Raw genomic sequence first — 13,297 nt, 5'->3', positions numbered from 1 at the left:
TGGGCGCGTCGGCGACGCCGGCGGCCGCGCGATATGCGGTCGGGATGGTCTCCGGGTACAGCGCGTTCATCCAAGTCGAATAGGCGGCGGCCTGCCGCTCGTCCCCCTGCGGAAAGAAGTCGAACTCGCCGCCGGGACCGGCGATGCGGCCGTCGAGGGAGACGCCGATGTAGTACACGAGCTTCCGCAAAAGATTCCCCCACACGTAGTACTCTATTTGAAGTGGCTTGAACGTAGTACTACATATGGAGTTGTGTCAATGGTGAGACGGAATGACCGGCGGCGTGCGGACCTTGTCGACGCGGCGATCGAGGTGCTGGCCCGGGAAGGCGCACGCGGTCTGACGTTCCGGGCCGTGGATGCCGAGGCTGCCGTTCCCGCCGGTACGGCGTCCAACTACTTCTCCAGTCGCGACGACCTGTTCACTCAGGTCGGCGCCGGGGTCTACGAGCGACTCCAGCCCGACGAGGCCACGATTGCCCGCCAGCGGGCGGCCGGCCGCGACCGGGACACCTACGTAGAGCTGATGCGCGAACTCGTCGGCCGCGTCGCCTCCTTCCGCACCGGTTACCTCGCACTGCTGGAACTCCGCCTCGAAGCCACTCGCCGCCCCGAACTGCGCAAGGTCCTCACGGAGCGAGTCCGGGCCGACGTGGATGCCAACGTCGCCTATCACGAGACTTCCGGTCTCCCCGGCGACACCACGGCGGTCAAGCTGCTCATGCTGACGCTGAACTGGCTGATCGTTGAACAGCTCACCCTGCCGGACGTCTTCACGGAGACAGAGCGTGAACAACTGGTAACGGCCGCAGTGGAGCGCATCGTGGCGGCGGGGCAACTGCCCGGCCCAGGATGACTCCAGTCTGCTGCGCTGGAAGTGAGCTGGGCCGGACCGGCCTCGGCAGTCACCCGCTCTTGATTCCGTCTGCTGATCCGAACGAAACGGCCTAGCCCGCACGGTCCGTCCCACCGTCCGTCCAGCGCTGTCAGCTGGGCACGAGGTCAGGCGGTGTCAGTTGCCGGTCCGGGGCCGCGTAGTGGTCGGTGGGGCGGTAAGCGCGCTCTTGCGACCGGTCGGGGAAGCGGGCGCAGGGACTGCTGCCAAGGCCGGTGACCTCCTTGAAATCCGCGTCCCAGTGGATCGACAGCCGGTAGCCGTCTTTATCGGCGACCACGCCGAAGTTCCGCTTGTCGATGGATTCGCTCCAGTCGACGTCCCAGCCCTCTGCCGTGAGATGGCGCTCCAGACGACCGAAGGCGCCCCGCACCCCGGAGCCGTCTTTCCTGACGGCGGTCCAGCTGTGCTGGATGTTGTAGATCCCGTCGAGGGGCTCGTCCTTCATCGCTTCCAGCCCATCGGGGTAACACTCGCCCGTCGAAGCCGAGTTGGAGGAGTGGTGTTCCGCGGGGTCCTCCGGCCTTGACTGCGGCTTCAGCACGGGCCCGACATCCAGTACGCGGTAGGCGTCCTGATTGTCGGCCGCGATACGCCGCAGCATTTCCGGCGGCGCCTCTCTCTCGTACTGCTCCGGCCAGCCGTACATCACGAACCAGGCGCCGCCGAACAGCGCCACCACCGGTGTGACCAGAAGGCCGATGATCCAGTGCCGTCTGCGGCTGGACGCGGAGGCGGAGACGGACGCGGAGGCGGAATCGGGTGCGGGCATGTACGTCACCGTAGGCAGCCCCTCACCGATACGAATCCGTACGGATACTCACATCGGCCCTGAGCCCCTGGGAAGCCCTACTTGAGCGGTCAGGGGGCGCCCGCCCGCGCCCGCCCGCGTTCGCCCCGTTTCCCCCCGCGGCGAGTTGTCCGCGAACTCCCCCGGAATTGTCCTTGATCGGTAACGGACACGGTCCCGGTGCATCCTCTGACCCCTGTTCCTCGTCCTGCCAGGTGCCGCAAGCGATCGGGGCGCGGCGAGGGACGGGACGCGAAGGGGCGGACATGGCGCGGCACAGCGGCGGGCGGGGCTGGTACGGCAAGCTGATCGGGGCGGCACTCGGGGTGACGTTGCTTGCCACCGGTGCGGGGGTGTGGAGCGCACAGGCCGGCACCGCGGGCGATTCGTCACCGGCGGCGAAAAAGCCCAGCGCCGTCAAGCCGGTCGCCGCGTCCATCGCGCACGCCTCGGAGGACGGGGAGCGCGGCATCAACCTCACCATCGACGACGGCCCCGACCCCAAGTGGACCCCTCAAGTACTCGACGTACTGCGGGAGTACGACGTGAAGGCCACGTTCTGCATGGTGGGGACCCAGGCCAAGGCCCACCCGGACATGGTCAAGAAGGTGGTCGCGGCCGGACACCGCCTGTGCGACCACACGGTGTCCCACAACACCGGCATGGACAAGAACTCCCACGCCTACCAGTCCCAGCAGATACTCGACGCCGAACGCATGATCACCAAGGCGTCCGGGGGCGTACGGCCGATGTACTACCGGGCCCCCGGCGGGGCCTTCACCCCGTACAGCCGCAAGCTCGCCGCCGACCGGGGCATGCGCCCGCTGGGCTGGAACGTGGACACCAAGGACTTCGAGCGTCCGGGCACGGACGCGATCGTCGCCACGGTCCAGCGGGAGCTGCCCAACGGGCCCACGCTCCTCTTCCACGACGCGGGCGGCGACCGCACCCAGACCGTCGAGGCCCTGCGCACGCTCCTCCCCCAACTCAAGCAGCAGGGCTACACCTTCGGCTTCCCGGTCCGCTGAGGCCCGGCCCCGGCCCCGGCCGGATCAGATCCCCAAGGGGCCCTCACGCACATTGCGCTGCCGCAACTCCACGGCGAACTTCCCAGCCGTCACGAAGTCGTTGTCATCATGCAGAACGATGAGGTCATGATGGGCCGCAGTGGCGCAGACCTGGAGGTCGACGGCGGACAGTGACTTATGCGCGCCCCGCTCTGCCGCGCGCAGTTGCACGGCGCCGACCCACTTGGCCGCGCCCTTGGGGACGGGGACGTCTTCGTAGAGATCCCCCAGCAGGGCGCTGCACGTCTCGTACTCCTTGAGGGTCCTCGCTGATTTCAGGAACTCCGCACGCTGCGGGTAACACGAGCGGATCTCACCGTCCGCCGCCGCCTCCCGCCACGCGGCGGCAAGGGGGGCGTCCCGCAGAATCCGCCAGAGCGCCGAGCTGTCCACCAGATATCGGCTCACTTGCCCGATGCCTCCTTCTCGGCACGATGCGCCGCTTCAGCTCCCTCGACGTCCCAGTCCCGGCCGAGCTCGATGAACCTGTCGTAGGCAGCGGCCCGCTGAAGCCGCTTGTTGTACTCCTCCAGCGCGTGCGCCACCGCCGCCGTCTTCGTCCGGTGGCCCCCAAGACGCTTGGCGGTCTCCAGTGCCTCGTCGTCGATTTCGATGTGTGTCAGCGACATCTCGATCTCCCGCCTTGTACATAGAGAGCCCACTTCTGCCTCTCTGAGTGTACATAGCACGGCCCCGCCTTGCCTGCGTGATCCGATCACGGCAACCGCCCCTCGCTGTTGATCTCCCGCACCCGCGCCCGCAGCACGACTCCCGCCGGCGCCTCCCCGAGGGACTCCGGCGGGCATTCCCACTCCCGCCCCCCACCGAGCGGCCTGAGATGTACGAGCCCGCCCTCGCACCCCATGACCCGCCCGACGCTGCCGTCCCGGAAGTCGACGGCGTACGTCCCTGCCTCCGGCACACTCGGGTCGCCGTTCATCGCGCGCCCTCCAGCACGGCGGCCAGCCGCAGCGCCGTGTCGAGGTTGCAGCGCCCCAACTCCACCAACGGCAGCGCCCCTTCGGCCGCCGCCGTCAGCGGGTCCATCCGCAGGGACGGCAGCGTGACGCCGACCTCTTCGAGCCCCGCCCTCAACTGCCGCACAGCCTCCTCCGCCGCCCGTACCCGTTCCTCCGCCGTCAGCGCCATACCCTCCGCCTTTCACACTGGGTGTTGCCGTTTCATCACCCAGCGTGTCCGGCTCTGCGTAGCCTGAGAAGCAGCCACGTCCCAACAAACCGCCTTGTTGGATGAGGAGTTGCCCATGACACGCCGCAAGGACCTGGACCCCTCGTCGAACCCCCGCGCCCTCCTAGGCTGCGAACTCCGCCACGCGCGGGAGCGGAAGGGGGTCAGCCAGGAGGCGCTGGGTGCGCACTTGTTCGTCAGCGGCTCGTTCATCGGCCAGTTGGAGGCCGGTACGAGGCGGATGCATCTGGAGTACGCCCACCACTTCGACGAGGTCCTTGCCACGGGGGGCTTCTTCGCCCGGAATTGCAAGGCTGTGGCCAAGTCGAAGTATCCGGATCACTTCGCGGAGGCAGCGGAGGCGGAGGCGGTTGCGACAGCCATCCGGGAGTACGCACCGCAGTTGATCCCGGGGTTGTTCCAGACCCCGGAGTACGCGCGGGTGGTGTTCCGCGCATATCAGCCGACCGCCACAGAAGACACGATCGAGGACTTGGTGGCCGCCAGGCTTGAGCGAGCGCAGCTCCTGCGTGACCCAACAACCCCCTTGTTGTGGTCGATCCTTGACGAGGCCGTACTGCACCGGCGGGTGGGTAACGCAGCTGTCATGGCGGATGCGCTGCAGCACGTCGCTGACCTCGCGCGGAGCCACCGACTAATCCTGCAAGTGTTGCCCTTTAAGGCTGGGGCCCACCCGTCGATGGGCGGCGCAGTCAAGCTGATGGCCTTCGAAGGCGCGCCTCCGCTCGTCTACTTCGAGGGCCCCGGCACAGGCAGACTGGAAGACGATCCGCCCACTGTCGCCCGTCACGAACTGGCATACGATTTGCTCGGGGCCAACGCGGCGTCACCGTCAGAATCCCTGGCCTTGATCGAATCAGTGGCGGAGGATTACGCCCATGAGGACCAGCCCTGAGCATGACCTGAGTGCAGCGACCTGGCATAAGTCCACGTACAGCGATGGCAGCGGCGGCAACTGCCTAGAGGTGGCCCGCGACTTCCCCGGCGCCGCCCGCTGGCGCAAGTCCACGTACAGCGGCGGCCAAGGCGGCGACTGCCTCGAAGTGGCCGACGGGCAACCGGACATCGTCCCCGTCCGCGACTCCAAGAACCCCACCGGCCCGAAGCTCGTGTTCCGGGCCGAAAGCTGGTCCGCGTTCGTCACGGATCTCAAGGCCAACTGACCCCGGGGCTCAAGCCACCAGCGCCAAGCCCTCTTTTCAAGGAACGGGAGGCGGGCCTCAACCCACCCTCCCTCCCTTGGAGTTGGCACAGTCGATCACTTTCGGAGTTCGACTTGCCACGCAACGTGACAACGCTCTAGCGTGCCCGAATAACGAACAACCCCCGCCCGGTGCTGCGAACACCTGCGGGGGTTTAACCATCGACCGAAAGCAGAGTTCGATCCATGGCTGATGCCAAGCTTAGTGCCGACTTCCGCCCCGCGCACGCAGACCCTCACCCGATGGCCAGTCCGGGCTACGGAAAGCGTTCGGCACCCGAACAACTCCCCCGCACGAACCACGACTTCCGCCACCTCCCGCCGCGCGAGGCAGCCATCGCAGCCGTCCTCGACCGGCTCCCGGACGGCGCGGACATCTCCGTAAAGACCCTGGCCAAGCACCTCCCGTACGGCCAGTGCGCCCTCCGTACCGCCCTCAACAGGCTCCAGGCAGCAGGCCACTTGCGGCGCGGCAAGGAACACGTGCACGGATCAGGCACCGCCCGCTGGGTCACCCGAACGTGGTTCTCGCGGACGGCGCGGGACGATGCCTGGTGGGCGGCGTTCACGCGCGGTGACGTAACGGAGGACGAGCCGGACAGACCCCGGCATCCGACCCGCAGCCGCGCGTTCATCCTCCTCGCGGCCCTCGGCCGGACGGCCCCCGCGCTGTCCCTCTCGTACGCGGACTGCGTCGCCCTCGAACCACAGGTCACCCAGTGGTTCACACGCGGCGCCACCGAGCCGGACATTCTCCGCGCCCTCACCTCGGGGCTGCCCACCCCCGTACACAGCCCCGCGGCCCTGGTCCGCAGCCGTCTCACCAGCAAGCTGCCCCCTGAACCGGTCACCCGCCCCGCCCTCCGCGTACTGGAGTGCGGGAGATGCGGAGCCCCCGGCCGCCCCGAATCCCTGCCCGGCGGCACATGCGGCCCGTGCCGTGGCGAACCCGGCCCAGCGCAGCGCGCGAGGCCCCTGTCTCCCGCAGCGGTCCGCGCCCATGCGTCGGCAGCCCGCGCCGCAACCAGCAGTCCACACGAAAGGACCCACGCATGACCGCTCAAACGGCCCGCCCGCACAGCTCCGGGGCACGTGTGTACACACCGACGCGTACACTTACGTCATGAGCGAGAACGTCACCATCCGCGAAGCCCGTGCCCACCTCGCCGAGGTCGTCGACAAGGCGGAGGCCGGCGAGGTGACCGTGCTGACCCGCAAGGGGAAGCGTGTGGCTGCCCTGGTGCCCATAGAGGTCCTGGATGCGCTCGACGAAGCGGCCGACGAACTGGCGGCTCGCGAGGCCGAGAGGCACCGCGATGACCCCACCGTCAGCATGTCCGAGCTCTTGGCGGACCTCTTCGAAGGGGACGGCAAGGGCGGCAGCGGTGGGGCCAAGGGCGACGCCGCGTGAAGTACGCCTTCCGCTTCACCACGCACGCCCAGCGCCAACTCCGCTCCATCGACCGGCAACAGGCCCTGCGCATCCTCACGGCCCTGGCCTCACTCGGCGACGACCCACACCGCGACGACGCCGACACCAAGAAGCTCACCGGGCACGACGGGCTGTACCGGCTGCGCGTCGGGAGCTTCCGCGTGGTCTACGAGATCCAGAACGACGTGCTGGTCATCCTCGTCGTCCACGTCGGCAACCGCCGCGAGGTGTACCGCGGCGGTTAGTCCGGGCGGAAGCGCTACACCGGATCGAGCGGGAATTGCAGAAAAATTCCGGTGTCGCGCCGCTTTTGCGGCAAGCCACCGGAATTTTTCTGCACTAGGTCAGAAGACGCTGCAACGCCTCAGGAACCGATCGGGGGAGCGAGCTCGCCCTGGGTGATGGTCTGTAGGCCGGTTTGCTGGGCCGTGCCGAGGACACCGGTTGCCGCCGACTTCAGCTTCTGTGTCGGGTCCGGTTCCGCCGCCTGCGCCCCGGGAGCCACGGCTCCCGCCACCGCCACTGCCGCCGCGCCCGTCACCAGTGCCCGTACCGTCCTGCTCATTCTCATCTGCATGACAGGACCAACGATCAAGAGCCCGACCGGTCACCTCGGAGGCGGTCGGCCGCCGTCGTCTTCGCGACATACTTCGCCGGCTCCGGTGGGCGGGAGATGACCGAGTTGGGCGGCGGCAGGGGCCACGCTTCACCCGCGGTCGGGGATCTGCCAGGTCGGCACCGGCAAAAGCGGACAGGGCCGGGCTGTCCGAAAGGGTCGTGCTCCCCGCGTGGAAGAACGGGTCCGGCTTCACGCGGCTACCGGTGGTGCCCAAGATGACACCGAACGTCATCGAAGCGGCCCGACCCGAGGGGACTATTCATGACCGAGCCCAGCGCGACCGAGCCCGACGAACAGCAGATCTCCGAAGCCCTGGGAGCCGCCGCCCACATCACCCTGGCCCCGGGCCCGAGGGAGGTCTCCGCCGCGGCGCCCGCCCCGGACCAGGAGTGGGCGCTGCCCGGCGGCAAGGCCTGGGTGTACCTCGCCGACGCCAAGGACGGGCTCTCGCGGCCCGTGCTCCTCGCCGATGGGTTCAACACCGGGCCCAGCGAGCTCGACTACTCCTGGGAGGTTCTGGAGCGGGGTCCCTACCCGTTCATCAGCGAGCTGCGGCGGCGCGGGCACGACGTCGTCCTGCTCGGCTTCGACGAGCGCAGCGCCTCGGTCCTGGACAACGCCAGGGTCGTACGGTCCGCCGTACAGGAGACGATCGCGCGGCGTAACGGCGATCATCCGCTGGCCATCGGCGGGTTCAGCATGGGCGGCCTCGTCGCGCGGTACGCGCTCGCCGCGATGGAGCACGAGGACATCGATCACGAGACCAAGCTCTACTTCTCGTACGACAGTCCGCACCGGGGCGCCTGGATCCCCATCGCGCTGCAGTCGTTCGCGCACTACATCCGGCGGCTCAACGCCGCCTTCTCGAACCAGATGAACAGCCCCGCCTCGCGTCAGCTGCTCTGGCAGCACATCGCGGAGTGGGGTGACACTCCGGAGACGGACAAGGAGCGCACCGAGTTCCTCGCCGAGCTGGAGCGCGTCGGCGGCTGGCCGCGCAAGCCGCGGACGATCGGCGTCGCCAACGGCGTACGGACCGGCGAGAGCAACCGCATCCGCCCCGGACAGCGGGCGTTCAGGGGCAAGGGCCTGGCCATCACGGGCACCCACCTCTACACCCAGCAGGAAGGCAAGGAGGAACTCGTCGCCCAGCTGCGGGTGGTGACCCTGCGCAAGCCGCGCATCTCCACCTCGGGCCTGCCCGAGGTCGACGGCGCCCCCGGCGGCACCCTGGAGGGCTTCGGCATCCTGGCCGACGAGCTCAACAAGATCCCCGCGTTCATCGGCCTGGGCTCCGAGGCCGAGATCCGCGAGCACTGCTTCGTCCCGGCGGCCAGCGCGGTCGCCCTGCGCGACATCGACACCCGGGAGAAGCTCTACGAGCCGTTCACGGACTCCGAGGAGAGCGAGCTGGACGAGTACCTCTGCGCCTCACAGAACGAGGGACACACGCTGGTCACCGAGGAACTCTGCTCCTGGATCATGGACCGGCTTCCGTAGCCCCGGCCCGTGAACGCCCGAGGGCGGCACCCCTTCGTGAGAAGGAGTGCCGCCCTCGGTTCGCGTAAAGCGATGTGAAGCGTTGTGAAGCGATGAACAGCCGATCAGCCAGAGGCAGATCAGAAGTCCATGTCACCGCCCGGCATGCCGCCGCCGGCCGGGGCAGCGCCCGCCTTCTCCGGCTTGTCGGCGATGACGGCCTCGGTGGTGAGGAACAGCGCGGCGATGGACGCGGCGTTCTGCAGGGCAGAGCGCGTGACCTTCGCCGGGTCGAGGATGCCCTCGGCGATCATGTCGACGTACTCACCGGTCGCGGCGTTCAGGCCGTGACCGATGGGCAGGTTGCGCACCTTCTCGACGATGACGCCACCCTCAAGGCCGGCGTTGACCGCGATCTGCTTCAGCGGGGCCTCAAGGGCCAGCTTCACAGCGGCGGCACCGGTGGCCTCGTCGCCCTCGAGCTCAAGCTTCTCGAAGACAGCGGCGGCCTGGATGAGCGCCACGCCACCACCGGCGACGATGCCCTCTTCGACGGCGGCCTTCGCGTTGCGAACGGCGTCCTCGATGCGGTGCTTGCGCTCCTTGAGCTCGACCTCGGTCGCGGCACCGGCCTTGATGACCGCAACACCGCCGGCGAGCTTCGCCAGGCGCTCCTGCAGCTTCTCGCGGTCGTAGTCGCTGTCCGAGTTCTCGATCTCGGCGCGGATCTGGTTGACGCGACCCTGGACCTGGTCGCTCTCACCGGAGCCGTCGACGATCGTGGTCTCGTCCTTGGTGATGACGACCTTGCGGGCACGGCCGAGCAGGTCGAGACCGGCGTTCTCCAGCTTGAGGCCGACCTCCTCGGAGATGACGGTGCCACCGGTGAGGATGGCGATGTCGCCGAGCATGGCCTTGCGGCGGTCACCGAAGCCCGGAGCCTTGACGGCGACGGACTTGAAGGTGCCACGGATCTTGTTGACGACCAGGGTCGACAGGGCCTCGCCCTCGACGTCCTCGGCGATGATCAGCAGCGGCTTGCCGGACTGCATGACCTTCTCGAGGAGCGGAAGGAGGTCCTTCACGTTCGAGATCTTCGAGTTGACGATCAGGATGTACGGGTCGTCGAGCGACGCCTCCATACGCTCCATGTCGGTGGCGAAGTACGCCGAGATGTAGCCCTTGTCGAAGCGCATGCCCTCGGTGAGCTCAAGCTCGAGCCCGAAGGTCTGCGACTCCTCGACGGTGATGACGCCTTCCTTGCCGACCTTGTCCATCGCCTCGGCGATGAGCTCGCCGATCTGGGTGTCGGCGGCGGAGATGGAGGCCGTAGAAGCGATCTGCTCCTTGGTCTCCACGTCCTTGGCCTGCTCGAGCAGGGCGCCCGAGACGGCCTCGACGGCCTTCTCGATGCCACGCTTGAGGGCCATCGGGTTGGCACCGGCGGCTACGTTGCGAAGGCCCTCGCGGACCAGCGCCTGCGCCAGGACGGTCGCGGTCGTCGTGCCGTCACCGGCGACGTCGTCCGTCTTCTTCGCGACCTCCTTGACCAGCTCGGCGCCGATCTTCTCGTACGGGTCCTCGAGCTCGATCTCCTTGGCGATGGAAACACCATCGTTGGTGATCGTGGGGGCGCCCCACTTCTTCTCGAGGACGACGTTGCGACCCTTGGGGCCCAGGGTCACCTTGACGGCGTCGGCGAGCTGGTTCATGCCGCGCTCGAGGCCGCGCCGTGCCTCCTCGTCGAACGCGATGATCTTGGCCATGTGAAGTGGTCCTCCCGGACGGGGTGGAAACGCAAACGGATCGTGCTGGCGCCCGCGACGGACGGCCTGCAAACCTTGTGGTTCCTTGCCCCACCCGGCCTGCGGGCCTCACCGACCCGATCCAAGTTCTGTCACTCTCACTGGGAGAGTGCTAACGCCAATGATTAGCACTCGACCCCTGCGAGTGCAAGCGCCTCTCACGGATCCCAGACATACGAGGGGTGCGCGGGCCGCGGGATCCACGACAGCGCGCGGGGGACGCGGGGCACGCACGAGGGGCCCGTACCCCTCTCGGGATACGAGCCCCTCGTCTCGCTAAGTCGCTGGCCGATCGCGCCGAGATCAGACGGCGAGCTTGACCATGTCCGCCTGCGGACCCTTCTGGCCCTGCGAGATCTCGAACTCCACTCGCTGACCTTCTTCAAGGGTGCGGTAGCCGTCCATCTGAATCGCGCTGTAGTGGACGAATACATCCGCACCACCGTCGACCGCGATGAAGCCGTACCCCTTCTCCGCGTTGAACCATTTGACGGTGCCCTGAGCCATGCCTAACTCCCCTATTACTGGCCCTTGCACGGGCCCGCACTTCGCGGACCCGGGTCAGACCTCACCCCCCCAATGGGTTGTGGAGGCGTGCGCCGGAACGCGTCGACCGCGGCTGAATGTATCTGTCCAACTGCCCTCTGCAACAGGTCAATCGGACGAGAATTCTGGGCACGCGCGATCGGTAATATGCGGAGAATTCGCCGGACTTCAGGGCAAGTCGGGCCATGCAAAAGCCACGAAAGGCGTATATAGGCAGGGCACTTTGGCTGCTTCTTGTCGACTCCGGGGCGACTTCGTATATGCGCCGGGCACAAACGGGGAAGCGCGTTTCCCAACTGTACCGCGCTCAACCACATGGAATTGCCCCCTCCACTTCTCTCGCGGAGGGGGCAATCAGGATTACGCAGGGTGTTTGTGCAAAGGGTCAGCCGCCGGCGACGGCGGGAATGATCGAGACGCCGGCGCCGTCCGGCGTCGCCGTCTCAAGGCCCTGTTCAAAGCGGACGTCGTCGTCGTTCACGTAGACGTTCACGAAGCGCCGCAGCTTGCCCTGGTCGTCCAGGACACGGGCCGCGATGCCCGCGTGCTTGGCCTCCAGATCGGCGATGACCTCGGAGAGGGTGCCCCCCTCGGCGGCGACCTCGGCCTTACCGCCGGTGTAGGTGCGAAGAATGGTGGGGATACGGACGTTGACGCTCATGGGGTTCACCTCTTGATGCGGGGAGGAAGCGCCCCTGCAAGGGGCGCGGGGAACTGCGCGACCAGCCACGACGGCCCCGCAGTCAAGCGAACAAGCTCAGCCTGCGAGCCCGGCGGCGCGGAACGCGTCAAGGCTAGGGCGAATCGTGGCGGTGGCCTGCGAAGTCTCAGCGACAGCGTCAAGCGTCTTGAGGCCGTCACCCGTGTTCAGCACCACCGTGGTGAGGGAGGGGTCGATGAGCCCCGCCTCAAGCAGCTTCTTCGTGACGCCGACCGTCACACCACCGGCGGTCTCCGCGAAGATCCCCTCGGTCCGGGCGAGCAGCTTGATCGCGTCGACGACCTGCTCGTCGTTCACGTCCTCCACGGCCCCGCCCGTACGGCGCGCGATGTCCAGGACGTACGGCCCGTCGGCGGGGTTGCCGATGGCCAGCGACTTGGCGATGGTGTTGGGCTTCTGGGGGCGTACGACGTCGTGCCCGGCCTTGAAGGCGGTCGACACCGGGGAGCAGCCCTCGGCCTGCGCACCGAAGATCTTGTAGGGCTTGTCCTCGACGAGGCCGAGCGCGATGAGCTCCTTCAAGCCCTTGTCGATCTTCGTGAGCTGCGAGCCCGAGGCGATCGGGATGACCAGCTGGTCGGGAAGGACCCACCCCAGCTGCTCGCAGATCTCGTACGCGAGGGTCTTGGAACCCTCGCCGTAGTAGGGCCGCAGGTTCACGTTGACGAAGCCCCAGCCCTCGCCCAGCGGGTCGCCGATGAGCTCGGAGCAGAAGCGGTTCACGTCGTCGTAGTTGCCCTCGATGCCGACGAGTTCGCCGCCGTAGACCGCGGCCATGACGACCTTGCCCTGCTCCAGGTCGTGCGGGATGAACACACAGGAGCGGAAGCCGGCGCGGGCCGCGGCGGCGCCGACGGCGCCGGCGAGGTTGCCGGTGGAGGAGCAGGACAGGGTGGTGAAGCCGAAGGCGCGCGCGGCCTCGATGGCCTGCGCGACGACGCGGTCCTTGAAGGAGTGCGTCGGGTTGCCGGAGTCGTCCTTGACGAACAACTTGCCCTGCTCGACGCCGAGTTCACGCGCGAGGTTGTCGGCCTTGACGAGCTTGGTCCAGCCGGGGTTGATGTTCGGCTTGGACGCCACGTCCGCCGGGACGGGCAGCAGCGGCGCGTAACGCCAGATGTTGTCGGGGCCCGACTCGATCTGCTTGCGGAGTGCCTCGGGGTCACCGGTCGGCAGGTTGTACGCGACTTCGAGCGGGCCGAAACAGGCCTGGCAGGCGAAGATCGGGCCGAGGGCGTAAAGCTCGCCGCACTCACGGCACGAGAGGCCGGACGCGGGGCCGAGGTCCACGGAGTCCGTGGTGGTGGAGGGGGTGGTGTTGTTCGTTTCTACAGTCTGCGCAGCCATGGAGGCGAGGCCCTTTCTCCTCATCTTCCCCGCGGCGCATTTCGCCGCGAGACGGAATTGGCACCTTCCCCGTCGAGACCTCGCGTGCGCGGTCGACGGGATGGTTGCCGGGGCTTCAACGGGCCGTATCCCTCTGCCCCTCTGGATGAGCGGTATGGCGCCGGGTCTGGACCCGGGCATTTGTTA

General features: G+C 67.8%; 18 protein-coding genes, 1 pseudogene and 1 riboswitch. Of the genes and pseudogenes, 8 read left to right on the top strand and 11 right to left on the bottom strand.

The window, feature by feature from the left end; genetic code table 11:
* Positions 1 to 190, bottom strand: a pseudogene (locus tag ACGFX9_RS37060) (dihydrofolate reductase); the annotation flags it as partial.
* 69 nt (positions 191 to 259) lie between these two features.
* Between ACGFX9_RS37060 and ACGFX9_RS37055 the strand changes: the two are divergent.
* Complete coding sequence (locus ACGFX9_RS37055; RefSeq protein WP_393483857.1) at positions 260 to 856, top strand: TetR/AcrR family transcriptional regulator; 597 nt, start codon at positions 260 to 262, stop codon at positions 854 to 856.
* Between the two features lie 130 nt (positions 857 to 986).
* Here ACGFX9_RS37055 and ACGFX9_RS37050 read toward each other — a convergent pair whose 3' ends face one another.
* Positions 987 to 1,667: a hypothetical protein gene (locus ACGFX9_RS37050; RefSeq protein WP_393483854.1), complete on the bottom strand. Its 681-nt coding sequence runs from the start codon at positions 1,665 to 1,667 to the stop codon at positions 987 to 989.
* Between the two features lie 284 nt (positions 1,668 to 1,951).
* Here ACGFX9_RS37050 and ACGFX9_RS37045 point away from each other — a divergent pair, with 284 nt between their 5' ends.
* A complete protein-coding gene (locus ACGFX9_RS37045; RefSeq protein ID WP_393483851.1) occupies positions 1,952 to 2,713 on the top strand; it encodes a polysaccharide deacetylase family protein in 762 nt (253 codons plus the stop codon).
* A gap of 24 nt (positions 2,714 to 2,737) precedes the next feature.
* Here ACGFX9_RS37045 and ACGFX9_RS37040 read toward each other — a convergent pair whose 3' ends face one another.
* The 4 genes from ACGFX9_RS37040 to ACGFX9_RS37025 form a co-directional block, all read right to left on the bottom strand.
* Entirely contained in the window at positions 2,738 to 3,160 is a 423-nt protein-coding gene (locus ACGFX9_RS37040; protein ID WP_393483847.1) for a PIN domain-containing protein, read from the bottom strand.
* Entirely contained in the window at positions 3,157 to 3,381 is a 225-nt protein-coding gene (locus tag ACGFX9_RS37035) for a type II toxin-antitoxin system VapB family antitoxin (protein WP_393483844.1), read from the bottom strand. The genes ACGFX9_RS37040 and ACGFX9_RS37035 overlap by 4 nt, the downstream gene beginning before the upstream one ends.
* 86 nt (positions 3,382 to 3,467) lie before the next feature.
* On the bottom strand, positions 3,468 to 3,692 hold the full coding sequence (locus tag ACGFX9_RS37030; RefSeq protein WP_393483841.1) for a hypothetical protein: 225 nt from the start codon (positions 3,690 to 3,692) through the stop codon (positions 3,468 to 3,470).
* Complete coding sequence (locus ACGFX9_RS37025) at positions 3,689 to 3,901, bottom strand: hypothetical protein (RefSeq protein ID WP_393483838.1); 213 nt, start codon at positions 3,899 to 3,901, stop codon at positions 3,689 to 3,691. Before ACGFX9_RS37025 ends, ACGFX9_RS37030 begins: the two co-directional genes overlap by 4 nt.
* Positions 3,902 to 4,016: 115 nt before the next feature.
* Between ACGFX9_RS37025 and ACGFX9_RS37020 the strand changes: the two genes are divergently transcribed.
* The 5 genes from ACGFX9_RS37020 to ACGFX9_RS37000 all read left to right on the top strand — a co-directional run bounded on the left by ACGFX9_RS37020 (position 4,017) and on the right by ACGFX9_RS37000 (position 6,839).
* Positions 4,017 to 4,856, top strand: coding sequence for a helix-turn-helix domain-containing protein (locus ACGFX9_RS37020; protein WP_393483835.1), 840 nt, complete (start codon positions 4,017 to 4,019; stop codon positions 4,854 to 4,856).
* A complete protein-coding gene (locus ACGFX9_RS37015; RefSeq protein WP_393483832.1) occupies positions 4,840 to 5,124 on the top strand; it encodes a DUF397 domain-containing protein in 285 nt (94 codons plus the stop codon). The genes ACGFX9_RS37020 and ACGFX9_RS37015 overlap by 17 nt, the downstream gene beginning before the upstream one ends.
* 281 nt (positions 5,125 to 5,405) lie before the next feature.
* Positions 5,406 to 6,218: a hypothetical protein gene (locus ACGFX9_RS37010; protein ID WP_393483829.1), complete on the top strand. Its 813-nt coding sequence runs from the start codon at positions 5,406 to 5,408 to the stop codon at positions 6,216 to 6,218.
* Between the two features lie 67 nt (positions 6,219 to 6,285).
* Positions 6,286 to 6,573, top strand: a complete 288-nt coding sequence (locus ACGFX9_RS37005) for a type II toxin-antitoxin system Phd/YefM family antitoxin (protein WP_393483826.1) — start codon at positions 6,286 to 6,288, stop codon at positions 6,571 to 6,573.
* Positions 6,570 to 6,839, top strand: coding sequence for a type II toxin-antitoxin system RelE/ParE family toxin (locus tag ACGFX9_RS37000; RefSeq protein ID WP_393483823.1), 270 nt, complete (start codon positions 6,570 to 6,572; stop codon positions 6,837 to 6,839). Before ACGFX9_RS37005 ends, ACGFX9_RS37000 begins: the two co-directional genes overlap by 4 nt.
* A gap of 119 nt (positions 6,840 to 6,958) precedes the next feature.
* On the opposite strand, the gene ACGFX9_RS36995 is transcribed toward ACGFX9_RS37000, so the two are convergent.
* On the bottom strand, positions 6,959 to 7,159 hold the full coding sequence (locus ACGFX9_RS36995; RefSeq protein ID WP_393483820.1) for a hypothetical protein: 201 nt from the start codon (positions 7,157 to 7,159) through the stop codon (positions 6,959 to 6,961).
* Between the two features lie 315 nt (positions 7,160 to 7,474).
* Between ACGFX9_RS36995 and ACGFX9_RS36990 the strand changes: the two genes are divergently transcribed.
* The gene (locus ACGFX9_RS36990; protein WP_393483817.1) at positions 7,475 to 8,713 is read left to right on the top strand and encodes an esterase/lipase family protein; all 1,239 of its coding nucleotides are present in this window, start codon (positions 7,475 to 7,477) and stop codon (positions 8,711 to 8,713) included.
* 119 nt (positions 8,714 to 8,832) lie between these two features.
* Here the strand turns inward: ACGFX9_RS36990 and groL are convergent, their stop codons facing one another.
* From groL to thrC, 4 genes are all read right to left on the bottom strand, one after another.
* A complete protein-coding gene (gene groL, locus ACGFX9_RS36985; protein ID WP_160505762.1) occupies positions 8,833 to 10,458 on the bottom strand; it encodes a chaperonin GroEL in 1,626 nt (541 codons plus the stop codon).
* A gap of 342 nt (positions 10,459 to 10,800) precedes the next feature.
* Positions 10,801 to 11,004: a cold-shock protein gene (locus ACGFX9_RS36980; protein WP_005315736.1), complete on the bottom strand. Its 204-nt coding sequence runs from the start codon at positions 11,002 to 11,004 to the stop codon at positions 10,801 to 10,803.
* 424 nt (positions 11,005 to 11,428) lie between these two features.
* Complete coding sequence (locus ACGFX9_RS36975; protein WP_393483814.1) at positions 11,429 to 11,704, bottom strand: MoaD/ThiS family protein; 276 nt, start codon at positions 11,702 to 11,704, stop codon at positions 11,429 to 11,431.
* A gap of 96 nt (positions 11,705 to 11,800) precedes the next feature.
* Positions 11,801 to 13,111, bottom strand: a complete 1,311-nt coding sequence (thrC, locus tag ACGFX9_RS36970; protein WP_393483811.1) for a threonine synthase — start codon at positions 13,109 to 13,111, stop codon at positions 11,801 to 11,803.
* A 17-nt stretch (positions 13,112 to 13,128) separates the two neighbouring features.
* A riboswitch (SAM riboswitch) is annotated at positions 13,129 to 13,263 on the bottom strand.
* Positions 13,264 to 13,297 lie beyond the last annotated feature (34 nt).

It is taken from the genome of Streptomyces sp. NPDC048436 (assembly GCF_043200355.1).
Lineage (GTDB): Bacteria > Actinomycetota > Actinomycetes > Streptomycetales > Streptomycetaceae > Streptomyces.
Note: the sequence above shows the minus strand (reverse complement) of the source record. Positions and strands in the feature narration are given on the sequence as shown.

Bases quoted from the DNA above. Each gene is read 5' to 3' on its own strand.
- ACGFX9_RS37055 (WP_393483857.1), top strand. From the start codon at position 260: ATGGTGAGACGGAATGACCGGCGGCGTGCGGACCTTGTCGACGCGGCG.
- ACGFX9_RS37050 (WP_393483854.1), bottom strand. From the start codon at position 1,667: ATGCCCGCACCCGATTCCGCCTCCGCGTCCGTCTCCGCCTCCGCGTCC.
- ACGFX9_RS37045 (WP_393483851.1), top strand. From the start codon at position 1,952: ATGGCGCGGCACAGCGGCGGGCGGGGCTGGTACGGCAAGCTGATCGGG.
- ACGFX9_RS37035 (WP_393483844.1), bottom strand. From the start codon at position 3,381: ATGTCGCTGACACACATCGAAATCGACGACGAGGCACTGGAGACCGCC.
- ACGFX9_RS37030 (WP_393483841.1), bottom strand. From the start codon at position 3,692: ATGAACGGCGACCCGAGTGTGCCGGAGGCAGGGACGTACGCCGTCGAC.
- ACGFX9_RS37025 (WP_393483838.1), bottom strand. From the start codon at position 3,901: ATGGCGCTGACGGCGGAGGAACGGGTACGGGCGGCGGAGGAGGCTGTG.
- ACGFX9_RS37020 (WP_393483835.1), top strand. From the start codon at position 4,017: ATGACACGCCGCAAGGACCTGGACCCCTCGTCGAACCCCCGCGCCCTC.
- ACGFX9_RS37015 (WP_393483832.1), top strand. From the start codon at position 4,840: ATGAGGACCAGCCCTGAGCATGACCTGAGTGCAGCGACCTGGCATAAG.
- ACGFX9_RS37010 (WP_393483829.1), top strand. From the start codon at position 5,406: ATGGCCAGTCCGGGCTACGGAAAGCGTTCGGCACCCGAACAACTCCCC.
- ACGFX9_RS37005 (WP_393483826.1), top strand. From the start codon at position 6,286: ATGAGCGAGAACGTCACCATCCGCGAAGCCCGTGCCCACCTCGCCGAG.
- ACGFX9_RS36995 (WP_393483820.1), bottom strand. From the start codon at position 7,159: ATGAGCAGGACGGTACGGGCACTGGTGACGGGCGCGGCGGCAGTGGCG.
- ACGFX9_RS36990 (WP_393483817.1), top strand. From the start codon at position 7,475: ATGACCGAGCCCAGCGCGACCGAGCCCGACGAACAGCAGATCTCCGAA.
- groL (WP_160505762.1), bottom strand. From the start codon at position 10,458: ATGGCCAAGATCATCGCGTTCGACGAGGAGGCACGGCGCGGCCTCGAG.
- ACGFX9_RS36980 (WP_005315736.1), bottom strand. From the start codon at position 11,004: ATGGCTCAGGGCACCGTCAAATGGTTCAACGCGGAGAAGGGGTACGGC.
- ACGFX9_RS36975 (WP_393483814.1), bottom strand. From the start codon at position 11,704: ATGAGCGTCAACGTCCGTATCCCCACCATTCTTCGCACCTACACCGGC.
- thrC (WP_393483811.1), bottom strand. From the start codon at position 13,111: ATGGCTGCGCAGACTGTAGAAACGAACAACACCACCCCCTCCACCACC.